Here is a 26,981-nt window from a genome sequence, read left to right as displayed (position 1 = left end):
TAGAATAAGAGTCGGTTTTATAAATCTGATATCTACAGCTCTTATTTTAACTATTGTATTTAGTCTTTGCAAAACAGGTGTGGCTCAAGAGAATGATCTGATCAACCTCAGAATCAATTTTAAAAATGCAATTGTAAGCAATCCACTCGTTAACATTGACGCAATAATTGTACAACAAGGTGATTCTATTCTTTTGGAAGAGTATTTCAATGGTTATTTAGCAGATAGTTTGCATGATACTAGATCATCTTTTAAATCGATTACAAGCCTGTTGGCTGGAATCGCTATCGATCAAGGTATTATACAATTGGAAGATCGATTGGGTAAGTTTTTTCCCAATATTAGAAATCAAAATAAGCGAGATATTTCCGTGCGTGATTTGCTTGAAATGCGATCTGGATTAAACTGTGAAGAATTCTATGGTTTAGGTCCGGAATGCGAAGATGCTATGTGGGAATCAGATGATTGGATAGCATTTTGTTTAGATGTCGAAATGATCGGAAAATCTGGATTAAATTGGTCGTACAATTCCATCGATCCGATGTTACTGGGCGAGGTAATAAGTCGAGCTAGTGGATTGTCAGTTATGGAATTTGCAAAACAATACTTGTTTGATCCTTTGGAGATTTCAAATTATCGTTGGACAGTTTCGCCTAAAGGTCAAGGCATGACTGCTGGCTCATTCTTTATGCGGCCCATCGATATGATGAAAATAGCATCTTTGGTTAGGTATAATGGCTTGTGGGAAGATCAACAAGTAATTAGTTCGAATTGGATTCATCAATCTACTGCTTGCAATATTCCAATTGATTATTCTTTTTGTCGTTATTCAAGGATGTCAAATGCAACTTACCAAAGCGCTCGATATGGTTTCTATTGGTACAAAGAGCGATTGATTCACGATAAAATTGATACAGAAGTTTTGTTTGCCTCGGGCAATGGCGGGCAGTATATGATGATTATTCCTGACTATAATCTATCCGTTGTATTCACAGGTAGTAATTACGGAAGTTGGCGCGGCAAACAACCGTTTAAAATCTTGTTAGAACGAATTCTTCCAAATCTACAGATAGATGAAGGTATTAAGTAAGCATCCCGAACACGAAAAGTTGCAATTGATAGATTGGTTGATGGCCAATCAGCTATCAAAATATAAACAAACGATATCACTTATGTTATCTTGGGAAAATAGCTTCTCATCACTACAGCGGCGAATTTTTTGGTATTATCAGGCTCGTCTTCGTTGGGTGGGACAAAAACCGCCATTAAACACGGAAGAATTACTTTCAAAAATCGAAGAACGTATAATTAAAGAGGTTTCTGAGGTACAGTGGGCAATGAATTTCACGGCTGCGCAGATTGGTGTTTTTGAAGAGAAGTATCGTGCTAGATGCATTGCGCTTGGAGAAAACACCGGCCTTTATCGGGATGAAATAGTAGCAAAAAATTGTACACCAAATTATTTGCCTAAGTTTATCGCTATCCAATTAGGAAAGATTGAAACGTAAATACATTGATCGCTTTAAATGTATTATGCGTAGTGACGTTTTTAGTTTCCTCAAATTATCTATATTGATGTGTTTGATATTTTCAAGAAATGGAACGACCTAAGACATTGTTCAGAATTTTACGATTGTTTGCTTATAGATGATTTACTTACTATTGTCGCTATTGTCGCAAGTAGCATGCGCGAGCAGGAAATATACATTGGAAAAGTATTTTTAAGTGAGTTTTCTTAATTACTCTGACGATAAAATACCTTTGTTCATCTCAACAGATCAGATTATCTTAAGCCCGACGAATTTGTTGACTTATTCAAAATCGACGGCGGTCAAACATATCCCTCTATTATCGTTCGTTATGTAGATGTTTTTCCCTTTTTTTATGAAAGCGCTTTCATCCGTTTCTTTCACGACCTTTATCATCAGTTCTTCGATCTTAACTTTCGAAAGTTTAGCTTTTTATTGATTCTTTCATAAACGAGTTCTGTATAACATAAGTTTTCCAAAATTATCGTTTTGTAACCGCGATATTGCACCATAGTTTTGTCTCGTTGGTTTACTTTTCAGACGAATTTGTTGACATTTTCAAGATCGACGACGATGAAGACTTAAGCGAATATTTTACTAAAGATACGAACCCTTTTTCCAAACGATGATTGTGTTTTTGGGGACATGGGATGAGATTTGTGTCTCTAAAATCTGATTCGGGATGCCTATAGAAAATATAACCTAATCAACGTAATTAAAATTCACATATCAGGGGAATATGTCATATCTTTGAACGTTTAAAATCGCTGGCTAATTAAATAAGATGTTTAAAAAATTACTCTCGTCCTTAATGGTTGCATTGACGCTTTTTGGGTGTTCTAAAAGTGAAAACTTAGAAACCGAAGTGCTTCCAAAAGAAGAAGACAAATATAAAACTGGTGTTGATTTGTCCAATTTTTCTTCCATGCATTCAGAAAATTTTTGGACAGAAGATCCATATCTTATGTTGGGATATGGTTACGATGCAACTGGTAAATATGCGCATCCAACCGCGATTCGAAAGAAGGTGTTTGATGTGGTGAAATTGGAAGAGGAACGCGAGGGCAGAGTTTCGTTTTTCCGGAGTAGTTCTTCTGGTTCTGAATTACATATGTCTGGCACAATAGAAGATTGCATTCGTCAAATGAGCAGAACTACAGGGGTCGATGTGGACAAAGTCATTAATCACAAAAACTTATTTCGTGGTGTTTTTGAAACGCCTTTTACGAACGATACGACATTCAAGGATGCTGATTACCGTTTTCTAGGATTTTCTGACGTAATGACAACGGGCCGTTCGTTTTTCAACTACCCCGTAGCCAGTTCACAAAACGAGTTAGAACAATTCTTGTCGGAGGAGTTTATTCAAGATGTAAACTCAAAATCTGCAGACCAAATAATAGCCCATTATGGTACTCACGTTTTGCAATGGATTGTGATTGGTCGTCGCATTGATTATCTTTATCGATATGCTGACGATATGGAAAGAGCTGCGGTTGATTGGATATACTATAACAAATCTAGATTTTTCCAGGCTTGGACAACCGTTTGGGCTAGTGAACCTTCTAGACGTGCACCGCTGAAAGAAAACCTTTTTGTACAGGTGGTCGACAATCTGGATCATTCGCCGAACTGTTGGATGATTGATATTACGAATTACAAAGGGCAACCGGTGAAATTTTCGGGCTGGGATGCTTTAGATGAGTCTGATGTCACGTTGGTTGATTTCGGGAATGATAACGGTTCTTTAATTCCTATTTATGATTTCATTGCAGATGAATCGAAAAAAGCACAAGTAATAGAAGCTTTCGAAAAATACTTGGGGAATACTTCTGGAAAATAATGACAAGTTTCGACCGAATTTCGATAAATCAAAACCGAATAAGCGTACGCTTATTCGGTTTTTTATTTTATGTATATCGTTTTCCATCAGACAATTAAATAATAGCTAATTAAAAGATATATTTACTAGCAAATCATATCTTTGAAACAAATGAATGTTTAAAATTCGATGTCAAAAGCCAAAACAATATACACCGAACAACACGTAACCGACTTCATCAATAGTTATGTGAAGAATGAAGCTAAGAAGTCTGATGCTTTTCAGCTTGTTGATTTATTTGAGGAATGGACAGGGGAAGAAGCTAAAATGTGGGGGCCGAGCATTATTGGTTTTGGTAATTATCATTACAAATACGAAAGTGGACACGAGGGAAATGCACCTGTAATCAGTTTTTCTCCAAGAAAAAATGCGCTTACGTTCTATGTGTATTCCAACACGGAAAAAAGTAAATTGCTGCTCGAAGATCTGGGTAAGTTTAAAATCAGCAAAGCATGTATTTATGTAAAGAAATTAAGCGATATCGATTTGTCGATCTTAAAAGAATTGTGCTTTGAAACGATAGCTTATATTAACGAACATCACGAATGTTCATGTCGATTAATGTAGCTTATAGGTTTGTGGACACAATTTTGTTAGTGAGCAAATAAGCCATGTTCTCAATTTTTTTCAAATAGGTATACAGCTTTCCTTAATTATTAGCGAATGAGCTTTTCCAGATAGGCTAACCGTTGCCTTTTAGAGCTTAGCCATACGTCGTAAAGATTTGTTGATGTGAATTGATAAAAATAGCGCAGATCAGGTGCAAAAGATTTTATTGTTTGAGCGCAACTATTTTAGGCAATTAGGTGTTAAATAGAATAGATTAAACAATACGTACAGAATTTAGCACATCAGCACATGAATATAATAGAAGAAAAATTGACCGAAGATTTTTTGCTCCGACTGGATTTGGAGTTTGAAAAATTAAATGATCAGGAAAGCTTACTAAGTAAGTTGGATAATGAAACCGTTGCCGCACATATCGCCGAAAATCTTAAGGAACATTATAAATTTCACATCGAATTGTTAAGTAACAATGGACAGATGGAAATTTTCGATAGCAATCCGACCGACGAGGATACGGTTGTAAACAAATTCAGCATGGTCGTATACCCAATTCAGATCGACTATACATCAGCGGGCGTATTCGAAATTGTAAGGCAAGCCTCGGTTTCTGAGATTGAACTTTCAAAAGACAAAGCTACTGTCTTTGTCCCACTTTCGTCGGAAGGAGTCAATCACGTCGACCTTGATAAAACATATCAAATTGTGAGAAATTTTATAGATACAACGCACGCTGCGGTGCAAAATGTGTTTTTATTCTTGGAAAATAATCATTCTTTGATAATAGATAAGCTGGTAAAGCGCTCCGAAATGGAAATTGCTCCGGTGGTATCGTCTATTGTTATCCCACCAAATGGAATAAGTTAGTAACGTCTTTTATCAAGCTACATGACGATGATGAAAGATCTATTCCTTCCAGTAGTCATCAGCGAATATTGATTTTTGATAAAAGTCCTTTTCAACATTGTTGTGGCTATTCTCAGGAAAAAGTTAAACTCAGCCATGCAATAGAAGTTACTGATTTTTGGAATATATGTTTGGTTCCTGAAAATAAGTCCAACGTTATGTATTATCTCATCAACGGCGACACGCAAAATGTTACATCTAAAGGTTTTTAGGAAGGAACTTTTCAAAACACAGTATAACTGAACGAATGTGTCAGCGGGATAGATGATTGATGAGAATAGGATATTTAAAACGATCTATATCAGCGGCGTGTTAAAAGATTTTTAGCCTTACTCAAAAGAAATCTCAATTTCAGACTGGGTAAAGTAAATGATTCGAAAAAGAATGCCAGTTTGGTTTCGTAGATCATTCAGCGAAAAGATGCTGATTCGTAATTTGCCGTTGTTAATTAAGCCAAGACAAGAAAGGCATTGCTAGATTTTCGCTATAAAAATCGGGAAAGCGAGGTTCATAAGAAGTGAGGTTTTTCGAAGTGTCACATCATTTATGCACAAAAATCGATGTCAGAAGGCTGAGATTTCTTATAAAGTAATGCGACGCGAACAATAAATGAGCGATGCAGAGCGCGGCCAAATTGCTGTTGAACTTATGGTTGAAAGTAATGAATCTATAAAAGAAGTTCCCTTTGATGTTGAAAAGGTGCCTGTTGGAGAAACTTGACAATATGTTACTAAACGCGTTTTCAATAAGCCAAAAGGGATTCGAAACGCTGACCGATACTGATAACTTCCAAAATTAAATTGGATACAGGGTTTCGCTCTTCGTTTCAGACAATACGAAATAGGTTTGCACGGTATTTACTTGCGGAAGAACGGCCAGCTTATGACGTAAAAATTCGTGATACGCTTCCATGTCTTTGGTTGCAATACGGAGCATAAAATCATAGGATCCAGCCATCTGATAGCATTCCATTACTTCCGGAAATTTTGCTACATCGTGCTCAAATTGATTCAATACTTCGGCGGTATGAGCTTTCAGGAAAACCTGCGAGAAGGAAATCAGTCCCATGCCAATCTTCTGACGATCTAAAATAGCAACCACTTTTTTAATATAACCTTTCGCTTTTAGCTTTTTTACGCGTTCGTGAATAGCAGCGATAGATTTATGCAAACGATGAGCAAGCTCTTTGTTGCTGATTGTCGCATCAACTTGCAATAATCGAAGTAGTTTTAGGTCAGTTTCGTCGAGATTCATGGCCAAAAATATTAAATTCTTTGATCAGTTGAGTTTTTTTGCTAAACGCTTGTGCGAAAAGTTGTTGGTCGAAGTAAAGTGACTGTCGGGAAAGACAGCCACTCACATAATTAAAACTATAACACACTTATTAACTTCAATTTTCAGAAAGCGATTACTTAACGACGATGCTGAATTGATAATCGTCCGGAGGTAAGCATTGATTTTTATCGCAAGCCATAAAGGATACTTCGCCTTTTACAGTTGCTGATGATCCCGAAAGTTTTATTTTCTGCTGGAAAACAACTTCGTTAGCATAAAACGGAATATCCATATTGAAATCTTTCTCAAACTTTTTTGCCGGAGTTGGAGCCGCTACTTTGCCGTTCAAAGCATAGGTTTTGTCTGCCAAAAAATTGAACGAAGTAGACACCGGTCCGCCGTTCGGTACATTCAATCCGTAAATATGCCAACCGCTCTGAATGGTTGCTTTTACAAAAATAACGGCTTCCGTTTTGTTGATTTTCTTTGCTGCTACAGACCATTTTACTGGATCATAAATTTGTGCTTTTGCACTACATACTGTCATGCACAGCGCGGAAATAAGTAAGACAATGTTTTTCATTTATTTTGATTAGTTTTTTTAACTCCATTTTCGATTTTGATTAAGAAGGTTAAAGACATCCCGCAAGTCAAGCGAAGCTTTAAACGTTCAAATCGATAATGAATTATCCCTACAAATATTCGAACAGATCATAATATTTACAATGAATACTAATTAAATCGAAAATAATATCTGTATTAATAATTATTTCAATAAATATTTCGGTTTTGGTGCTGGAAATGCGATCGCTACGATTTTTTATCTCGAAGTTGGCTAGTTATCTAGCTTCTGTGTTTCTCCTTAGTAATTTTGTACGGTCGATTGGTGGATATAAATAATTGGTTATGAGCTTGTCAGAAATAAAAAGTATTTGACCAATCTTTTGAAATATCAATTTGATAACAACACAAACTAAGCACGAACATAATGGAATTATTAGATCACGCCCCGGTAACCTCGCAAACATTGGAGGAAAAGGTCAGACATCTTTGGTGTTTGGTTGGCAACACGCCCATGTTGGAGTTACAATACGTTTATCGCGGAAAGAAATCGCAGATATACGTGAAGTGTGAAAACTACAACTTGACAGGCAGTATCAAGGATCGCATGGCGCTGTACATTATGTACAAAGCGTACACCATGGGAACGATTCAACCTGATGATGTCATTGTAGAAGCAACCAGCGGAAATACAGGCATTGCCTTTTCGGCAATCGGGAAGGCTTTGGGACATCAAGTGAAGATTATTATGCCGAATTGGTTGAGTAAAGAGCGCATTGATATCATTAAAAGTATGGGCGCGGATATTCAATTAATCAGTCGGGAAGAAGGCGGTTTTTTGGGCAGTATCAAGTTGAGCCAAGAATTAGCCGAGCAAGGAAATGTGTTTCTGCCGAAGCAGTTCGAAAACAACTACAATGCGGAGGCGCACGAGCGTACTACCGGCCCCGAAATGATCGAACAATTGAAAACCATCGGTAAAGTGCCAGATGCATTTGTCGCCGGCGTAGGAACGGGCGGAACGGTTATGGGCGTAGGTAATTACTTGAAAAAAATAAACCCGAACGTAAAAATTCATCCGTTAGAACCAGCGGAAAGTCCGACATTAACCACCGGATATAAGGTCGGTTCGCATCGTATTCAAGGTATTTCCGATGAGTTTATTCCGGCAATCGTGCAATTAGATCAGTTGGATGAAGTGATTCAGGCTTCGGATGGTGATTCCATCATTATGGCACAAAAACTGGCTGCCCAATTAGGTTTGGCGGTTGGTATATCTTCTGGCGCGAATGTTATTGGTGCGATCAAGTTGAAAGAACAGTTAGGTGATGATGCGACGGTAGTTACGCTGTTAAGCGATGATAATAAAAAATACTTGAGCACTGATTTGGTTAAAACGGAGCCGGTGAAAGAAGGTTATATTTCTACCGAAATGGATTTCACAGGGTTTCATCCAATCAGTCGTTTGGACAAAAATTTATTCTAACTAATTATGCGATTTATACTATATCTATTATTAACCTTTTGGAGCTTTGCACCGATTAATGGCTTTTCGCAAGAAGCGGATACCTTGATTTCTTTGGACGGATTGGAATTTTCTGATGCAGACGCTGATGGCGATGAAGTTATTTTTGAAGAGAGCGACGCCGTAGCGCGCGTGGATAGTGCTGCGGTTGTAGATGATGTCCAACAAGCTGAGGCCAAGCAAGAAAGCCGCTCGCTTTGGACCATTTTTATTGCCGGATTATTGGGTGGATTTGCTGCGTTCATTATGCCATGCATCTTTCCAATGGTTCCGCTTACCGTTAGTTATTTTACCAAGAAAAGCGCTTCGCGTAGTCAGGGGATATCGCAAGCACTGCTTTACGGTTTATTCATTATTGCGATTTACGTAGCATTGGGGATGCTCATAACGATAACATTTGGTTCGGATGCATTGAATGCATTATCAACGAATGGTATTTTCAATTTTGTATTCTTCCTGATTTTAGTTGTTTTTGCTGCATCATTTTTCGGCGCATTCGAACTCACATTGCCAAGTGCATTTGTTAATAAGATCGATGCAAAATCGGATAAAGGTGGCTTGCTAGGATTGTTCTTTATGGCATTTAGCTTGTCGCTCGTTTCCTTTTCTTGCACCGGACCCATCATCGGAACATTGCTTGTAGAAGCTGCTTCAAAGGGAGAACGCTTAGGTCCGGCGATTGGAATGTTAGGATTTTCGATAGCCTTAGCCATTCCATTTATTCTATTTGCGATGTTTCCATCCATGCTGAAAACCCTGCCGAAATCGGGCGGTTGGTTAAACAGCGTGAAAGTAGTTTTAGGCTTTTTGGAGTTGGCGCTGGCGCTAAAATTTTTGTCGAATGTCGATTTAGCCTACCACTGGAATTGGTTGGATAGGGAAATTTTCTTGGCGCTGTGGATTGTGATTTTCGGAATGACCGGATTGTATTTGATTGGAAAAATCAAATTCTCGCACGATAGTCCCTTGCAACATCTTTCTGTTCCGCGTACGATCTTAGCAATCATTGTATTTTCTTTCGTGGTTTACATGATTCCAGGGATGTGGGGAGCGCCATTGAAGTCGATTTCTGCTTTTCTTCCGCCGTCGGCAACGCAAGATTTTGATCTGTCGTCTGGTGGAAATGGTCATGCTGTAGTTTCCGATCCGTCGGCAACTAAGAAGAAGTATTACGAAATTTTCCACGAGCGCGGTACGCCAAAAGGATTCGAGCCGTACTACGATTACGAGGAAGGTTTGCAAGCTGCAAAGGCTGCCGGAAAACCAGTTCTCATTGATTTCACTGGCTGGAACTGTGTGAACTGCCGTAAAATGGAAGCTAACGTTTGGACTGATCCAAAAGTAGCTTCTGTATTGAGAGAACAATATATTATGGTCGAACTTTTCGTAGATGATCGAACGGAATTAGCTGCTGATGAAATGTATAAGTCGACTTACTCCGGTAAGAATATCAACACAATCGGCAAGAAGAATAGCGACTTTCAAGCTTCTACATTCAACAGTAATTCGCAACCGCTTTATGTCATCGTTAATTCAGATGGAGAGGTACTAATCCCACCAACGGGAGCAAACTACAACGTAGACGAATACCTGAAATTCTTAACGGATGGTATTGCTGCTTATGAATCAGGCAAATAAACAAAAATTTTATTGTTTAATTCATCAGAACTCCCCGAATGGGGAGTTTTTTTGTGCACAAAAAAAGGCGAGTTGCCCCGCCTAAAATGTTTTCACAGTTGGTTTTTTTAATATCATTGAATCAAAGTAATCGCTGTATTTAGTTTCAAGGAAATTGAATAACTTTATTTATTATGAGATATTTTCTTTTCTTACTGATTTCGTTTCTGTTCACGCTTTCTGCGCAGGCGCAGAAAATGAAAGAATTTAAGCGAGAAATATCGCTATACAACGTGTTGTTGAAAACTGATGGTGGTAACGTGAAAGGTTTGTTGCAGACCGTCGATTCTACTCGAGTAGTTGTTCTTACTAAAAAGAGTTTAGTTTCGTTGCAACCGCAAACTATCAAATCGTTAAAAATCAAATTTGATAGAACTAAAACGATAAAAGTTTTTGGACAAATCGCGCAAGCAGGATTTGATACGATGGTTGATAGTCCGTTTAATAACGACGGCACACCTAAAAGCATGTTCTATGATCCAAGTCAACCTGAAGATCCCGATCCCTTGGGAGCGAGGCTTTTGTTGGGCACCGGCTTGGTCGCTACCGCATTGATTGGTAACGAAGTTTCTAAATTAGTTCCTCGGCCGACCATTGAAGGTTTCGATATCAACAAAGATTCAGCAAAATACCAAAGCATTTATCCCAGATTATCGCTTTATGCATTGGATACCCAAACATCGCCCGACTACGAAAAGCGCGTTCACGAAGTGATGAAGGATACGATGAAAAACAATAAATTAGATGTGCATCGCTAAGAAAAGCTAATTATTGAATAACCACATAGCGATCAGCAGCGTGATAATGATATTGAAAAATTGCGCCGTCAGAAATGCCATGAACGGTTTTAAATTATTGTTCCCAATTAAATCCTTAAAATTGGTTTCCAAACCGATGCTGGTAAAAGCCAATGCGAACCATACTGTTTGCATTTCTTTAATACTACCTTTCACATTCGTGACTGTTTCTGGAGTGAGGTAAAAGGAGAACAACAAAGATGCAGCTATAAATCCTAAAACGAATTTCGGGAATCGCTCCCAAATAATCTTCATGCTTGGTTTTTCCACGCTACTGCCACTTGGGGCGCCCTTATAGGTCCAATAAATCGAAATGGCTAAAGCAGCAACACCAAGCAATACATTCTGCGAAAACTTGACGATCGTGCTGATTTCTAATGCGCGGTCGCCTACTAAGCTTCCTGATGCGACAACCGCTCCCGAAGTATCAATACTTCCACCTAACCAAGCGCCCGTTACTTCTTGCGATAAACCCATCATTTTAGCTAGATAGGGCATACCCAACATCATTGGAATCGCGGTAATCAAAACCATCGAAACGACATACGATAACTTCTTTTGGTCGCCTTTAATCGCTCCGGAAGTTGCGATTGCGGCAGATACGCCACAGATGGAAACCGCGCTAGAAATCATCATCGTCAGTTCATCATCTACTTTTAGTTTTTTACAGAGCCAAAAGGCGAAATACCACACGGAAAGCACCACAATAAGTGATTGCACTAAGCCCAGCGTTCCAGCTTCTAAAATGTCGGAAAAAATTACGCTTGTTCCTAGCAGAACCAATCCGATTTTTACATACAATTCGGCACTCAGCGCATCTTTTAACCATTTTGGTAACGTGAAAACGTTACCCACAAACAAACCAATCAATAAGCTGAAAATAACTGCTTCCAACCCCATTTCTTTCATAAATGCATTGCCCGCGACGATCAACGCAAATACAGTAAGAAGAAATACAATAGGGAATGTTTTTATAACTCCTTTTATCGGTTTCCTCATAATAAGATTGCCGAAAAGGATCAATGCGTACACCAAAACAAACTGTTGCAAAATGCCGAACAGACTCTGAGGTGACACGACCTTTCCAATTTCTGACCATTGGCTCCATTTGTAAGAAGGAATGTTGATTTCGAGTCCAGCAACGAACAATCCGATGACCATGAATCCTAATATAACGACTGTCCAATCTTCTGTTGCTTGGAGTTTGGATTTGGGTGTGGCTAGTTTTTCTTGCATGTTATTTAAGGTTTCAAAAACGAGTTTTCGACAAGTTGGCAAGATAGCAATCACGAAATGATTATTAAAATATTATTAAGTTTGTCCCGCGAAAATATTGATGGTTTTACAAAGTATCTATTACTATAATAAACCTTAAAGCATCCTAGATGAAAACGTACCATTTATCCAATAATCACGTTTATTTTGATAATCTGTTATGTTTAGGAAAAAACTATCCAATTTTATTGGTTTTTAACTAAGCCAATGATAGCTTTGCGGCTTTACAAGCTACTATGAACTTACCTTTTTTGAAGAAAATACTTTTATCTGTTTTCATAACAATCACTTTCCAAGCAAACACCATTGCTCAAACTTCCAACTATTCCGTCGGATTATTTGCTGACATGATGATGGAATCGCCTGGATACGATACGTATTATGGCGTCAACGGAAAATATGATTTTAGTAAGCATAGTGCCGTTCAAGCTTTTGTAGGTTATAGCAATATTCATATTACCACCATCGGTGCTGATTATATTTATCAGATTTTTGATAAAGAGAAAAGCAATTTTAATATTTACGGCGGGCTTGGTTTTTCCGGTGATTTTTATCGAAAAACAGTACATGTCGAATTCGGAGAATATTCAGCATCTGGAAAGGTGAAGATGAATCTATTTGCTATCAATCCTACCATTGGAATATCTTATCATGCACCGATTATAAATAGCTCGATATTCGCTGGATACAAAGCCAAATACTATCCTTTCGAAAATGCGGTGGATATTAATTTTCTGTCCGTAGGATTGAGATACCATTTTTAAACGGCTTCCTCGATATATTTGGATTAATTTTTCCGCAATCTGTATCGAAAAGCTAAATCATTGGCGCGAATTGTATAATCTTCTTTTGCGCGATTGTTGCTAAACTTGCAAAATGATTTTCGCATAATAGAATGTGATTGTCATCGCAAAGATCGGATTTGAGAAGATTTCTAACATACATGCTACTGATTGCGCTAACGCTGCAGTCGTTTTATCGCGTGGTCATGACGTTAGATTATCAAATCCACCTGCCGGATTACTTAGCGAAATGTATCAACCGAGATAAGCCTGAGCTGCATTGTAATGGTCAGTGTATACTTATGCAGAAGATTCGGGATAAAGAACGCCAAGAGTCCGAAAGCAAGTTGGCTACGTACGAATTTAGTTTGGTTTACATACATCAAGAATCACTTTCGCTAGAAACGATTAAACCGATCGAAGAGGTTGCGCCAATCAGCGGCGCAGGTTATTTCGTCCGAAAACCATCCAATCATCTTTCTGATATATTTCGCCCACCAATGGCGTAGTCCGATTTTCCTTTTTGCAGAACATTTCCGTTCTACGTACCAATCAAATTCAAATACTTACTCGCAGTCTATACGTTGCTGCGCATGATTATATGTCGGATTATAGCTCGATTAAATCTAATGTGCGGCATTTAATTTCTTGAAACGAATGAATCGTTATTTTACTATTTCTCGAAAAATATATGTTTTCGCTACGCTTTTGTGTGTGGCATCCTTTACCGCTTGCAGCAAAGATGAGCTGCAAGAAAATCAAAGCAGTAGCAATACTTTGCGCTTACAATTTGATAGCAAATTTGGCGATCAAGATTTTGAATTGAAGAAGCGCTACCCATATCGAACTGCCAGTGGAACAGCTGAATCTGATCTCGAACTTTCTTTCGATCGACTTCGTTATTGGGTGAGCAATGTGAAGTTGGTGAAAGCAGATGGAAGCGAAGTCGCCATTCCGGAATCCTACTATTTGATTGAGGAAACCGGAGCGATTACGGTACCGCATTTAAAGCAAGATGAGCAGTATCCGGCAACCAAACGCGATGAAGTTACCATTCCTCATGTCGAAGCCGGATCATATAATGCGATCAAGTTTTCCATCGGCGTAGAACCCAAATACAACGACAACATTACGCTGAGAGCTGGGGAATTGGGTCTGTTAAATGGGATGGGCTTTTCTGATGGATGGATGTGGTTCACTAGCTATATCTTCCAAAAATTAGATGCCACGATGTATTCAGGAACGGAATCGAAAAGCCTTCGTTGGGATTCTGGATCCAATGCGCTCTACGAAGGAGCGGAAAAATCCATCACTTTTCCGAGCGCCATCACGATTGACCAAAAGCAAGGCTTAAACGTGCATGTAAAAGTGGATGTTCGGGAATTGTTGACGACAAGTAACGATCCTTGGCAAAACAATATGATCACGCAATCGACACCGGAATTAATGCTAGCCTTCCGCAATGCTTTGTTGGAAAAAGCGATGCAATTGGAATCTGCAACAGCTATCACGGAGTAGTTAAACGCACAAACGAATGTTCTTACGAAGATTTTGGTGGTTTGTTTTCATTTCATCCTTTGGGCAGTTTGCTTGCGCGAAGGATGATTTGGATAGTGAACATCCTCAAGAAAAGGCGTTCACTTTTCGCGCTCCCGATTACTTTCCTATTCCAGTGGATATGATCGATAATCCGCTTTCCAAAGATGGAATCGAGCTTGGTAGATATTTGTTTTACGAGCCATTGCTTTCCGGCAATCAACAAGTTTCTTGCGCTACCTGTCATCATCCGGAAAAGGCTTTTTCGGATGGATTGATCACTTCAAACACCGGAATTTCGGGTAAAGCTTTGGAAAGGCATTCTCCTGCATTATTTAATTTGATGTGGAGCACCAACGGATTGTTTTGGGATGGTGGAGCCAAAAACCTAGAATCACAAGCATTCGCTCCGCTCACGCATCCGGACGAAATGGGCGTACATTTTCCAACCATGGTAGCTCGATTGGCGGAAATACCAAGCTACGTCGAGATGTTTCGGCATGCTTTCGATGAGGCGCCCAGCTCCGCAGGTATTGCAAAAGCGTTGGCACAATTTCAACGCTCCATCGTTTCTGCCAATGCGCCGTATGATCAATACCGAAGTGGAAAAAACCCGAAAGCCTTAAACGCGCAGGAACTTATCGGTTTAAAGCTAGTTCAGTCACATTGTGCAAGTTGCCACGAGGGCGAACTTTTTACGGATAATGCTTATCACAATAACGGTTTGGATGCCACATTTGAAGATGATTCCCATGAGGAGGTTTTCTTTGGTAGATTTCGCGTTACGCGAGATAAAAAGGATTTAGGCGCCTACAAAACACCTTCGCTACGCAACATAATGGTCACTGCGCCATATATGCATGACGGCCGCTTCGCTTCCATAAATGATGTGTTAAATCATTATCGATTTGGAATAAAACGCAGCGCGCATACAGATCCCGTTTTGCTGGCTAAGATGAGCGGAAAAGGCATTCCATTGAGTGACGCTGATGTGGATGCGATCAAAGCATTTCTACATCAATTAACCGATCACGAGTTTTTAAATAATCAACAATACAGCAATCCACATAAAAATAAATAATAGATGAACTTATTTAAGCTAAACCATATTTCGAAAAAAGTTGCGCTGCTAATCAGCGCTTTCTACACCTTAGCGATCACTTCCTGCAGCAAGGATCCAGATAATATTGACGAGAGCAAACTGGCAGATTTCTCCATCGAATTTGATCATATTGTGGGCGAGGATCGATTTTACATCGATCCGAATTACCAATACCGCAATAGCAAAAACGAAGCATTTAGTATCCGAACCTTGATGTATTATATCAGCAATATCAAGGTTTATCGCGCGGATGGCTCTGTATATACTGTTCCGGCAGATGATAGTTATTTCTTAGTCAATGGTGCGGATCGCAATTCGCGTTTTACCAAAGTTCAAGTTCCGGAAGGCGATTATACGCGCGTCGAATTTATGATCGGCGTAGATCGCGAACGCAATATTATGCCAATGGAACGTCGGACAGGCGTGCTATCATTCAATCCCAATGAAGGACATTCGGGCATGTTTTGGACGTGGAGTCAAGGTTATATTTTCTTCAAATTGGAAGGAAACAGCGAAGTGGTTGCAGATGATCGTACCGGAGATCCAACTGGAAACAAACAGTTCAAATACCACATCGGAGGATTCGGTTACCCGTTCGACGATCCTGAGGCGATGGATAATATCAAGATCATCAACGTGGATTTGACACAAACAGGAGGAGATCACATCGCGCACGTGCGCGAAGGATTGCGAAGCAATGTGCATTTGATGGTGAATCTAATGAAGGTTTTCGATGGGCCAAACGACGTAAGCATAGCTAAAACGCCGAATGTAATGTTCAATAAGGACGATAGTGGTCGCGTTGCCGGAAATTTTGCGGCCATGTTCACGCACGATCACACGGAAAACTATGTCAAAAGCGAGTCGGAATTAGGTTCAAATTAATCAAATGAAAAAAGTTGTAGTTATGCTTGCTCTGTTTACCGCGGTGTGGGCATGTAAAAAAGGGAATGAACTTTTGGGAGAGGAGGAGCAACCGTTTTTAGGTTTTGAACAACCTGCGAATTTTCCCGAACCAGCATACGATTTTTCAAGAAATCCAATTACCAAAGAAGGGTTTGAACTGGGCAAAAAGCTGTTTTACGAACCTCGCTTGTCGCGAAATAATACCATAGCATGCGGAAGTTGTCACATCCAATCGGCAGCATTTACCCATCATGGTCACGATGTGAGCCACGGGATTGATGATCGATTGGGAACACGAAATCCTATGCCGATTATGAATATGGCATGGCATAATGAGTTTTTTTGGGATGGCGGCGTTTTCGATTTAGATTTTGCTCCGGTGAATGCTATTCATAGCGAAGTGGAAATGGATGAAACCGTGACCAATGTGCTGAAGAAGCTTCGCGCGCATCCCGAATATCCAGACTTGTTCAAAAAGGCATTTGGATCAGAGGAAATCACAGATGCTCTTTTTTTCAAAGCGCTTTCGCAATTTATGTTGATGGCGAATAGCGCGAATTCTAAATACGACAAGATAATGCGCAAAGAACAAGGTGCAAGCTTCACGGAAACGGAGGAACGCGGTTATGTATTCTTTCAGAAAAACTGTGCGGACTGCCACAAGGAACCGCTATTTACGGATTTGAGCTATAGGAACAACGGTATTCGTCCAAATCGAAGCGATGATCAAGGACGAGCTATTGTCAGCGGAAATCCTAAAGATGCCTATAAATTCAAGGTGCCGAGCTTGCGTAACCTTTCGTTTACCGCTCCCTATACACATGATGGCCGTTATCTTACGATCAGTCGTATGCTGGATCATTACCAGAACGATGTCATTGATTCGCCAACTTTGGATCCTTTGTTTCGACGATCAGATGGCACGCGTGGTATTCCAATGACTGAACAGGAAAAAGCGGATTTATTAGCTTTTCTAAAAACATTAGAAGATCCGACTTTTCTAAATAATCCGTTACTCGCTGAGCCTTTCGGCTCGGACTTTACCGTTAATTAAAAATAATCTATGAAAACATTAAATACATTCTGGGCAACCTTTCTTATCTTTTTTATCGTAGTCACTATTTCGGTTCCGCAAAAAGCAAAGGCCTGCGACGTATGTGGTTGCGGTGTTGGAAGCTATTACTTAGGTATTTTGCCAAATTTCAACAAACGATTTATAGGTTTACGCTATAATCAAAACCGATTGATTACGCATCTTGGTCCAAATGGAAATCGTACACCGAACTCAGCAGATGAAACCTATCGCACTATGGAATTATGGGGCGCGTGGAATTTTGGGGAACGATGGCGCATGATGGCAATCGTACCATATAGTTTTAACGAGCGCACAATTGGCAATCAAGGCTTAGAAACGGGCAGTAAAAATGGCTTGGGCGACGTGGTACTGATGGGACATTACAAGTTGTTCGATAACATGAGTACGACACGCAATAGCAAATTGCTAGTGCAATCGTTATGGATAGGTGGCGGCGTGAAAGCGCCAACCGGCGCGTACGACAGAAGCGAACAATCTAGTGCTGAAATGGGCGCTCCAAATACGTTTCAACTAGGCACCGCCACTACAGATTTTCTAATCAATGCTGCTTACGACATCAGATTAATGGATCTAGGATTGAATATCAATGCAACTTATAAGATAAACACAGAAAACAAACACGATTATCGTTATGCAAACAAGTTGGCGGTGAATGGTTTGGTGTATTATAAGTTTAATATTCAAGACAAAATAAGGCTTTCTCCGAATGCAGGTATTTTGTATGAAACGCAACCGAAAGACGTTCTTTACAACCGATTTGATGTAGCGCAATCTGGCGGAAATTCGGCGATGGGTATAGTCGGTTTGGAAGCAAATATGGGCAGGATTTCTATCGGTGGAAATTTCCAAGCTCCAATAAATCAAAATCTAGCCGATGGCCGAATAGAAGCAAAAAGTCGAATTATGACACACGTTTCGTTCTCGTTCTAGATATTTGCTTTTCAGGCGTAAAATTCCATATTAATAGTTGGCGTATCATCTCGGTAATTTTGTTGCCAAAATGAATATGATGCGTTGCACGACAAAACTTTTATATGTGCAATTTTTTGATATATTTGTGTACTATACCAACTAGCTATGAGTATTCACCTCACGGAACTTCTTGATGTCTTCGTTCATCTTCCGCAAGCGGCGGCCGTTTACGATAGTAAAGATTTGAATATCGCTTTCGTGAATACGGAAATGCTTCATATTTGGAATAGAACCGACGATCTGATCGGTAGGGAATTCGGTGAAATATTTCCAGAGCATATTAAACAAGGGTTTGACGGTTTGTTAAGAAGTGTTTGGCTTACCGGGGAAACCTATAATGCCCATGAAACGCGCGCTGATATATTGGTCGACGGTGTTCTGACACCGCGCTATTTCGATTTCGAATATAAAGCAATCAAAGGAAGCGACGGTGCAGTAAAAGCTATCTTACATACAGCAACTGAAGTTTCCGAGCGTATGAGGTCGCGGAAATTGGTGGAGGAACGGGAAGAGAATGTTGCTAAACTAAACAAGGAGCTCCACGCAACGAACGAAGAATTGTTGGCCACGACCGAAAAACTTAGTAGTACTGTGGATCAGTTGCTCCAGTCACATAAACAGCTCGCAGCTTCTGAAAGTCAAATACGACAGATCATGGATTCTGCGCCAACTGGGTTAGGAGTAGTTGGAGTTAAAAATCTCACGATAGAATCGGCAAATGCGCATTTTTTGGCGTTGGTCGGGGCGGATGTAAATGCTATTGGGAAGCCATTCGCTGAAGTGCTTTCTCCCGAAAATCAGGAACGCTTGAAGAAGCTGGTAAACGAAGTGCTTGAAAAAGGAAAGTCTCACACTCGTACCGATGTACAAACGCCATTTTTGACGTCGGAGGGAGTCGAGACCCGTTACCACAATATCGTCTACCAACCGGTGTTCGATAGTATAGGTGAAATTTTTTGGGTATTAATCGTGGCGAGCGACGTCACAAGCCAGCATAACGCTAAAACTGAGTTAGAAACTGCTTACCATAGTTTGCAGGAACGTGATAGCGATTTGCGTCAAGCAAACGAAAATTTAGAAGCCGCATATCAGGAAATTTCAGCTAGCGAAGAGCGTCTTAATTTAGCTATAAATTCAGCGTCAATCGGTACTTGGCGTTTTGATATGAAAACTATGCAGGTAGCTTGGGATGATAGAACACGTGATTTGTATGGTTTCACGAGCGACGATGTAGTTTCCTATGCCGATGTTCTGCAACATATTCATGAACTGGATCGTCCAAAGGTAAAATTATCGATTGAACAAGCCCTGTCTACAAGGGCAAGGCCAGACTACGACGTAAAGTTTCGTACTGTGGTTGAAAATGGCGATACGTTTCGATGGATTCACGCAAAGGGAAAGGCCTATTTCGACGAATATGAAACGCCCACAGTGCTATCTGGAATTGTGCTCGACATCACGCAGGCTATGCTGGCGCAACAGCGCATCAGTGTGTTCCATGAACTGGTAGCACAAAAGGAGAAAAAATTGCAAATGATTGTGGATTCAGCGAAAGTTGGCACTTACGTATTTAACCAAGCAACGAAAGAAATCCAATTGAATGATCATTCCAGAAAGCTTTTCGGGTTTACTGACGATGAATTGCTTACAGAAGGTTCGCCGATAGAACAAACGGTTGCAGACTTTATTCCTATGGCAGTAGAAGCCATGGAGTCAGCTATTGCAAACGATACAGCGTATGATTACAGCTATCAGATTGTGGATAAGCGATCAGGCGCGGTAAAATGGTTACGATCCGTCGGGAGTTCAGCTGGCATAACCTCGCCAAATATGTTTTATGGTGTAATTATCGACATTACCGCCCAAAAACAAGAGGAGAAGCGTAAAACGGATTTTTTGGGTATTGCTAGTCACGAGTTACGCTCGCCGCTCACTGCGTTAACTGGGTATTTGCAAATATTGGAACATAAATCTGATTCTGTCAATAAACAACAATTGATTACCATTGTCAAAAACGCAGAGCGCCAAACTGCGCGTATGCGAAGTTTAATAGATGGCTTCTTGGATATCTCTAATATTGAGGATGGTAATTTACGGTTGCGTTTAGATCAAGTTCACGTCGCAGATTTAGCGAGAGACATTCGGTCCACATTTACGGATACAGTAAAAAGCCATCAATTTGATCTATCGGGAGTTGATCGTCGGGTAAGCGTTCTTCTAGATCGTCACAAAATCGAGCAGGTAATTACCAATTTTGTACATAACGCGATTAAATACACGCCGTCTGGAACGCGAATCAGCATAATTGCAAAAATGGAAAACAACCACTGGGTAGTAAAAGTGAAAGATGAAGGTCCAGGTATTTCAGCCAAAGATCAGGAGAATCTTTTTGAAAAATTTTACCGCGTGCCTCGTGAAGGTAGATCGAAAATATCAGGTTTTGGTATTGGTTTATTTATATCCAAAGAAATTGTTCGCTTACATGGCGGTGAAATCGGTGTAGTCAGTCAAGATGGATTAGGAGCAACATTTTGGTTTTCTATACCACAAATCAATCTTACCACATCCGGAATTAGCAAGCTAAATTAATCAGGTCATTTAGCTCCCTAACATTTCCTATTCCTAATTTTCCATAAATTCTACATTTGTAGGTAGAAACGGTTGATGGACTGATCATCAGTAATTTTGCTATTTCTATAATTGGTGTACCGTTTCTCAAATGTTCCAGTACCATCTTCTCTCGACTAGAAAACTTTTGCGCGATACTTTTTTGATAAGCGGCTGTAGCCTTCGCTTGACGTTCCTTATACGATTGTAAATCAGCTGATATGTACTTGCCGTGTTCCAGAAATACGGACATAGCATTTGCAATTTGTGAAAGATTATAGCTGGAGCTAATGAATCCATCCGCGCCCGCCTGCATCAAATGATAGCCAAATATTTTCTCCGCATAGGTAGATAATAGGAGGATCTTCAGGTTTGGTGATATACTTTTGAATTTGCTAATTGATGTACTCGAATGTTCTTCAAACATATCTGTATTCAAAAACAGCATAGTTATATCTTCATTTCTGAGATGTTGGCAAATTTGGTGATGTGAACTCGCTTCGAAAACTTTCATGGAAGGTGCTATCGTTCTCGCAATGGTAATCGTTCCGTGCCTAACTACACCTTGGCTATCTGCAAATAATATATTCATAATCAGTGTTTTATTTCGCTGATATGATGATTTTCCAACATATTTTAACCATCATGTCAACAATGAATATTGGATTTAAATTGTTAGTTATTGTTTTTCTTAGTTTAAAACCATTTTTAATAATTCGGTAGTTGCGAAAGTATTGATATTAAATAATTTCAATATGAAGCGCACTTGGTAGATGTTTTTACACAGATTCATCGCCCTAATAAATTCATGAATGTAATTTCTCATCTATCAATAGGTTGAAAATCATCCCTTTCTGAGAATTTATTACATGATTACAAGAAATAATTATGCCATATCTGGTAATATTGTGTCTACCTATATTCTTATAAATATTTTTGTAGAATAATCGCTACAAGGCATGTGTCAATTCTTTGTTTGTAGCATTTGTTCGATATTTTGTGATGACCACTTTTTTTCGCAGTAACCGGACGCGAACCTTATATGTTAAAAATTTTCTCAAGGCACTGTTTAGGAACGGTTATTGCTAAATTGATCAAAATTTTTTCACTCTAACTAACGTAATAATCGATTGAGCTATTTAAGAACAGATTCTGTTCCATCGTCTTTTGATTAATTCAAGGTAAGTTCAGTATGAACAATCAAAAACTACACACAATAATTTACTACAAAACAACAATCAACAAATCATTATGAGAAAAAAACTTGTTTTAACAGGTCTTTTTGCTTGTATGCTTATGTTCGCGTTTGCGCAAGTAAGCATTAAAGGTACCGTGGTAGATGGACTAAAGGTTCCGATCGCAGGTATTAGTATACAAGTAAAAGGCAGTAGCGTGGGAACATCTACTGATCAAGACGGAAAATTTACTATCTCGGCGCCATCGAGCACCGCGACATTAATATTTTCATCCACAGGATATACACGCCAAGAAGCTCCTCTAAATGGTCGCGAAAACCTTATGATTACCATGGAAGAAAGTTCTACCGAGTTGACGGAGGTCGTCGTTACTGCCTTGGGCATCAAGCGCGAGCGTAAAGCTTTGGGGTATTCGGTTACTGAGGTAAAAGGCGAGGAGTTGACACAAGCGCGCGAAACGAATGTGATGAACTCGTTGGCTGGTAAAGTGGCCGGGTTGAACGTTTCTGCCGGAAGCGGCGGACCGGGCGCGTCGAATAACGTGCTTATCCGTGGTGTTTCCAGTATTGGAGGTACAACGCCACCGCTTTACGTAGTTAATGGTATTCCAATGGAGAATCCGCGAAATGCACAAGGGGGCGGACAGTTCGATAACGCGCCCGACTTAGGCGATGCCATTGGTAACTTAAATCCAGATGACATCGAGAGTATCTCGGTGTTGAAAGGTGCTGCTGCATCGGCACTGTACGGATATCGGGCAAAAGCGGGCGTGGTCATGATTACGACGAAAAGTGGTAAAGCCGACGGAATCGAATTTAATTCCAACTTTGTGGGCGAGCAGATCATGGATTTGACGGATTGGCAATATGTTTATGGACAAGGTATAAGCAATGTGAAGCCAACCACTGGAACTGCAGCAGCGCAATCTGGCGGATCAAGCTGGGGTGGATTGCTAGACGGCAGCATGGTGCCTCAATTTGATGGCGTAGAACGACCATATTCTGCTGCTCGCGGAAATCTGCGTAAGTTTTACCGTACAGGTAGTGCATGGACAAACACATTAACGCTAACCAAAGCATTCGAAGGTGGATCCATCCGGTTATCAGGAAGTAATTTGGATAATAAATCCGTCGTGCCAAATTCAGATTTGGGACGTCAAACGTTCAATTTGGCCGGAATATTTCAGCCGATCAAAAACTTAAATATCGACGCACGCGTAAACTATATCTTGGAATCTGCAAAGAATCGTGCCGTGCTCTCTGACGGTGCCGGAAATGCTAATTTCCAAACCATGTTCTTACCTACAAGTCTTGATGTAAATGATCTGAATCCGGGAACCAATCCCGATGGGAGCGAGCGCGTATTTAATGCAAATAATACTTTCGCAACCAATCCTTGGTTTGCCGCATACAATTTTCAAAATGATACGAAGCGCGAACGGCTGATTTCATCTTTATCGGCTCGTTACGATTTTGATAAAGGATATTATGTGCAAGGCCGCGTTGCTCGGGATAACTATACGGATTCCTACGTTAACGTGGTGCCAACAGGAACTGCTTATCGTCAACTGGGATCCATGCAACAGCGAAATACCGAATTTGTCGATATGAATGCCGATTTATTGGTTGGAGGTACGTTTGACATTGGCGATTTCAATATTGCGCCTGTTCTAGGAGGTGCTTACAGGAACACCACTACTTTGACAACAAACAATGCGGGGAACGATTTTGCCGTACCATTCGTTTACAACGTCATGAACTTAAAGAACAAAAATCTTAGTTATACTGATGATAGACTTGAGGTGCAATCGGCTTTCGCTAATGTAGAATTCTCTTTCCGTGATTACTTGTTTTTAACCACGTCTCTTCGTAGCGACTGGTTTTCGTCACTAGCTACGCCCGGGCAAAATAACAAGCTGAATGTGGTATATCCAAGTTTGAACTCTTCGTTCATCTTTACCGAATTATGGAAACCATCATTTTTTAACTTTGGTAAAGTGCGTCTAGGTTATGCGCAGGTAGGTGCTGCAACAAACCCTTATCAAACGTTGTTGACGTATAGCTTATTGAGTGAATCCATCAACGGATATCCGCTAGGAAGTATTTCTAATGCTGATATTCCAAATAGAGGATTGATCGCTTCGCGAGCTACTGAGTTAGAAATCGGTACGGAGTTAACGATGTTTAACAATCTACTATCCATTGATGCCACATGGTACAATAAGGTATCCAACGATGAAATTATTCCAGTTGCTCTTTCCCAAACTACAGGCTATAGCGGTGCCGTATTAAATAGCGGATCTTTACAAAATAAAGGTTTTGAAGCCTTAATAACGGCGCGCGTCATTCGAAACAACGATGGTTTCGGATGGACAACGTCATTGAATGGATCTATTAATAATAACAAGGTGCGGCGCATGGCCGAAGGCACGATCAATATGCCTATGGGGCTATCTCGTTCCGGCGTTGGGTCTGTCCAACACCAACTAGGTCTACCGTCGTTCCAAATAATGGCTTACGATTATAAATACGACGACGCGGGAAATATCGTGTATTTGGAAACTGGCGTTCCAGATCGTGGTGATCTAATTCCGGTGGGCTCAGCAATTCCAAAATGGACCGCCGGTTGGAATAACGAATTCAACTATAAAAGATTGAACTTTTCTTTCTTGATTGACGGTAAATGGGGAGGTAAGATTTATTCTGGAACTGACTTCTATGGCTACACCAATGGTCTGCACCAAAATACGTTAGAAAATCGCGAAGGCAATTTTGCTCCAGACGGTAGTACTACCACCACGGAGGCTTCCACCTATTACGGACAGTTGGTTCAAAACGTGTCGAAGTTAAACGTATATAGTGCTGACTTTATCAAATTGAGACAAATTATCGTGGGTTATACGTTTCCATCTTTGTTCAACGACAAGGTGAAATCATTAAACATAAGTGCGGTAGCTAGAAATCCCTTTATTTTGATGCGCAAAACGGATAACATTGATCCCGAAGCTAGTTATTCAACGATTGTTCCAGGGATGGAATTAGGTGGTGTTCCGCCTATCCGTTCTTTCGGTGTCAACCTAAGTGTTAAATTTTAACTTTTGTCTATACTATCATGAACAAAATATATAGTTTAAAAAATATCCTTCTAGCTTGCACAACTATGACTTTGCTGTTCCAGTCGTGCACCAAGGATTTCGAGAATATTAATACCAACCCCATATCATATACTGAGGACAACTTCGATCCTAATTTTTTGCTGTCCAACTTGCAGTTGTCGTATGCCGGAAGTAACGACTTCGCGTACGATACATGGCGCGCAAATCTTATCTATTCTGGTACGATGATGCAAGGCTTATCATCCGTTATTTCATATTGGTCTGGCGATAAATACATTCTTAACTTGCCATACACATCTGCATATTGGGAAAAAGCATACGGCGATCAGGTGAAACTTGTTAGCGAGCTATCAGAGTTTACTAAGGAAAAGGATCAATATAGAAATGTGCATCAGGTCAGTAGAATTATGAAAGCACTAGTTTTTCAGCGGTTAACCGACTTGTATGGAGACATTCCTTATTCAGAAGCTGGATTGGGATATCGCCAGGAAGTTTTTTATCCAAAATACGATTCGCAAGATTCCATTTATGCGGATATGCTTAAAGAATTGGAAGAAGCAGTAATTGCGTTAGATCCGGCGGCAGATGCGGTAAGTGGAGATATGTTTTACCAAGGTAATGTCGCACAATGGCAAAAATTTGGGTATACACTGATGTTGCGTATGGCTATGCGATTGACGAAAGTGAATGCAACGTTGGCGCAAGAATATGCGACAAAGGCGCTCGGAAAGACCATGCAAAACAACGATGACAATGCGATGGTAGCGCATGACGATGCAGGTGGTCGCGTGACGCAAAACCGTATTGCGCAAGTTTTTCTTGATGGTGGTCAAGAGCATTATTATGTCAAGTGGTCTGATACTTTTATTGATAAGCTGAAAGCAAATAATGATCCGCGGATTGCTGTAGCTGTAACTAATCTTTATCCATTGAATGCGCAGGGTGGTATCCCAGCTTCGGGTAGTCAAAATGCCAACTTTAACAGAAATGCAGCTTCCCAAAAAGGGATGCCAAACGGTCGCGATTTGAGTGGAATCGCTGGACGTGATATTTCTTCACATCCAAGCTACACAACAATCTCCGATTATTCGGGCCCACACCCGTTGATGATAAGCCGAACAGCTCCAACATTTTTGTTGACATATAGTGAATCTGAATTGCTTTTAGCAGAAGCGAATGTTCGTTGGGGAATTGGTGAAAGCGCTGCAACGCATTACCGAAATGCCATCGTTGCATCAGCGACCAATTTAGCAAACTTCGGAACGGCATTAAACATTTCGGCGAGTGCAGCAAACACATTTGCGGAAGCCAATCCATTGGTTGTGGGTCGGGAGTTGGAACAGATTGCTACTGAATATTGGTTGCATAACACCACGGTGTTCAACTATTACGAAGTTTGGAGTAATTGGCGCCGTACAGGATTACCAGCTTTAACTCCAGTGAACTACGTAAATAATGCGACACAAGGAAGAATTCCACGTCGTTTCCCTTATCCAATCGCGGAAGAATCTACCAACCCACAACATTATCGTGCAGCATCTGCTGCCGTTCCGGGGGGAGATATTCTGATGGGAAGAGTTTGGTGGGATACTGAATAATAGTAATCTGCTGAAGATATCGCTTTCTCAAACGATTCTAAGTCAATAAAAACGGCGCGTTTCCTATTTGGATTCGCGCC

General features: G+C 40.2%; 22 protein-coding genes. 18 read left to right on the top strand and 4 right to left on the bottom strand.

Going from position 1 to position 26,981, the window contains the following annotated elements; translation table 11 throughout:
- The first annotated feature begins 79 nt into the window (after positions 1 to 79).
- From ACFSQ3_RS01705 to ACFSQ3_RS01685, 5 genes are all read left to right on the top strand, one after another.
- On the top strand, positions 80 to 1,090 hold the full coding sequence (locus ACFSQ3_RS01705) for a serine hydrolase domain-containing protein (RefSeq protein ID WP_380866944.1): 1,011 nt from the start codon (positions 80 to 82) through the stop codon (positions 1,088 to 1,090).
- Entirely contained in the window at positions 1,074 to 1,508 is a 435-nt protein-coding gene (locus ACFSQ3_RS01700; protein ID WP_380866943.1) for a hypothetical protein, read from the top strand. The genes ACFSQ3_RS01705 and ACFSQ3_RS01700 overlap by 17 nt, the downstream gene beginning before the upstream one ends.
- Before the next feature lie 805 nt (positions 1,509 to 2,313).
- Positions 2,314 to 3,372, top strand: a complete 1,059-nt coding sequence (locus ACFSQ3_RS01695; RefSeq protein ID WP_380866941.1) for a hypothetical protein — start codon at positions 2,314 to 2,316, stop codon at positions 3,370 to 3,372.
- A 168-nt stretch (positions 3,373 to 3,540) separates the two neighbouring features.
- Entirely contained in the window at positions 3,541 to 3,978 is a 438-nt protein-coding gene (locus ACFSQ3_RS01690; RefSeq protein ID WP_380866939.1) for a DUF1801 domain-containing protein, read from the top strand.
- 291 nt (positions 3,979 to 4,269) lie between these two features.
- A complete protein-coding gene (locus ACFSQ3_RS01685) occupies positions 4,270 to 4,842 on the top strand; it encodes a hypothetical protein (protein WP_380866938.1) in 573 nt (190 codons plus the stop codon).
- Between the two features lie 834 nt (positions 4,843 to 5,676).
- Here ACFSQ3_RS01685 and ACFSQ3_RS01680 read toward each other — a convergent pair.
- Positions 5,677 to 6,135 (bottom strand): Lrp/AsnC family transcriptional regulator, encoded by a 459-nt coding sequence (locus tag ACFSQ3_RS01680; RefSeq protein WP_380866937.1) that lies wholly within the window; start codon positions 6,133 to 6,135, stop codon positions 5,677 to 5,679.
- 154 nt (positions 6,136 to 6,289) lie between these two features.
- Complete coding sequence (locus ACFSQ3_RS01675) at positions 6,290 to 6,739, bottom strand: protein-disulfide reductase DsbD domain-containing protein (protein WP_380866935.1); 450 nt, start codon at positions 6,737 to 6,739, stop codon at positions 6,290 to 6,292.
- A 405-nt stretch (positions 6,740 to 7,144) separates the two neighbouring features.
- On the opposite strand from ACFSQ3_RS01675, the gene ACFSQ3_RS01670 reads away from it, so the two are divergent.
- From ACFSQ3_RS01670 to ACFSQ3_RS01660, 3 genes are all read left to right on the top strand, one after another.
- A complete protein-coding gene (locus tag ACFSQ3_RS01670; protein ID WP_380866934.1) occupies positions 7,145 to 8,203 on the top strand; it encodes a PLP-dependent cysteine synthase family protein in 1,059 nt (352 codons plus the stop codon).
- A 6-nt stretch (positions 8,204 to 8,209) separates the two neighbouring features.
- Positions 8,210 to 9,880, top strand: a complete 1,671-nt coding sequence (locus ACFSQ3_RS01665) for a protein-disulfide reductase DsbD family protein (protein ID WP_380866933.1) — start codon at positions 8,210 to 8,212, stop codon at positions 9,878 to 9,880.
- A 173-nt stretch (positions 9,881 to 10,053) separates the two neighbouring features.
- A complete protein-coding gene (locus tag ACFSQ3_RS01660; RefSeq protein ID WP_380866931.1) occupies positions 10,054 to 10,677 on the top strand; it encodes a hypothetical protein in 624 nt (207 codons plus the stop codon).
- 6 nt (positions 10,678 to 10,683) lie between these two features.
- Here the strand turns inward: ACFSQ3_RS01660 and ACFSQ3_RS01655 are convergent, their stop codons facing one another.
- Positions 10,684 to 11,952, bottom strand: a complete 1,269-nt coding sequence (locus ACFSQ3_RS01655) for a YeiH family protein (protein ID WP_380866930.1) — start codon at positions 11,950 to 11,952, stop codon at positions 10,684 to 10,686.
- Positions 11,953 to 12,227: 275 nt separating this feature from the next.
- Here ACFSQ3_RS01655 and ACFSQ3_RS01650 point away from each other — a divergent pair, with 275 nt between their 5' ends.
- From ACFSQ3_RS01650 to ACFSQ3_RS01615, 8 genes are all read left to right on the top strand, one after another.
- Positions 12,228 to 12,755, top strand: a complete 528-nt coding sequence (locus ACFSQ3_RS01650; RefSeq protein ID WP_380866928.1) for an outer membrane beta-barrel protein — start codon at positions 12,228 to 12,230, stop codon at positions 12,753 to 12,755.
- 158 nt (positions 12,756 to 12,913) lie between these two features.
- Positions 12,914 to 13,282: a hypothetical protein gene (locus ACFSQ3_RS01645; protein ID WP_380866926.1), complete on the top strand. Its 369-nt coding sequence runs from the start codon at positions 12,914 to 12,916 to the stop codon at positions 13,280 to 13,282.
- 205 nt (positions 13,283 to 13,487) lie between these two features.
- Positions 13,488 to 14,291, top strand: coding sequence for an MbnP family protein (locus tag ACFSQ3_RS01640; RefSeq protein WP_380866924.1), 804 nt, complete (start codon positions 13,488 to 13,490; stop codon positions 14,289 to 14,291).
- Positions 14,292 to 14,307: 16 nt separating this feature from the next.
- Positions 14,308 to 15,390 (top strand): cytochrome-c peroxidase, encoded by a 1,083-nt coding sequence (locus tag ACFSQ3_RS01635; RefSeq protein WP_380866922.1) that lies wholly within the window; start codon positions 14,308 to 14,310, stop codon positions 15,388 to 15,390.
- 3 nt (positions 15,391 to 15,393) lie between these two features.
- Positions 15,394 to 16,296 (top strand): MbnP family protein, encoded by a 903-nt coding sequence (locus ACFSQ3_RS01630; protein WP_380866921.1) that lies wholly within the window; start codon positions 15,394 to 15,396, stop codon positions 16,294 to 16,296.
- A 4-nt stretch (positions 16,297 to 16,300) separates the two neighbouring features.
- On the top strand, positions 16,301 to 17,371 hold the full coding sequence (locus ACFSQ3_RS01625; protein WP_380866919.1) for a cytochrome-c peroxidase: 1,071 nt from the start codon (positions 16,301 to 16,303) through the stop codon (positions 17,369 to 17,371).
- Positions 17,372 to 17,380: 9 nt separating this feature from the next.
- Positions 17,381 to 18,343, top strand: coding sequence for a transporter (locus tag ACFSQ3_RS01620; protein ID WP_380866918.1), 963 nt, complete (start codon positions 17,381 to 17,383; stop codon positions 18,341 to 18,343).
- Between the two features lie 147 nt (positions 18,344 to 18,490).
- On the top strand, positions 18,491 to 20,974 hold the full coding sequence (locus ACFSQ3_RS01615; RefSeq protein ID WP_380866916.1) for a PAS domain S-box protein: 2,484 nt from the start codon (positions 18,491 to 18,493) through the stop codon (positions 20,972 to 20,974).
- Here the strand turns inward: ACFSQ3_RS01615 and ACFSQ3_RS01610 are convergent.
- Complete coding sequence (locus ACFSQ3_RS01610; RefSeq protein ID WP_380866914.1) at positions 20,958 to 21,584, bottom strand: LuxR C-terminal-related transcriptional regulator; 627 nt, start codon at positions 21,582 to 21,584, stop codon at positions 20,958 to 20,960. The genes ACFSQ3_RS01615 and ACFSQ3_RS01610 overlap by 17 nt on opposite strands.
- Positions 21,585 to 22,243: 659 nt before the next feature.
- On the opposite strand from ACFSQ3_RS01610, the gene ACFSQ3_RS01605 reads away from it, so the two are divergent.
- Positions 22,244 to 25,282 (top strand): SusC/RagA family TonB-linked outer membrane protein, encoded by a 3,039-nt coding sequence (locus tag ACFSQ3_RS01605; RefSeq protein WP_380866912.1) that lies wholly within the window; start codon positions 22,244 to 22,246, stop codon positions 25,280 to 25,282.
- Between the two features lie 65 nt (positions 25,283 to 25,347).
- Complete coding sequence (locus tag ACFSQ3_RS01600; protein ID WP_380866911.1) at positions 25,348 to 26,901, top strand: SusD/RagB family nutrient-binding outer membrane lipoprotein; 1,554 nt, start codon at positions 25,348 to 25,350, stop codon at positions 26,899 to 26,901.
- The last annotated feature ends 80 nt before the right edge of the window (positions 26,902 to 26,981 follow it).

Source organism: Sphingobacterium corticis, from assembly GCF_042684745.1.
GTDB classification, from domain to species: domain Bacteria; phylum Bacteroidota; class Bacteroidia; order Sphingobacteriales; family Sphingobacteriaceae; genus Sphingobacterium; species Sphingobacterium corticis.
The sequence above is the reverse complement of the archived record's forward strand: the minus strand, read 5'-3'. Positions and strand labels throughout refer to the sequence as shown.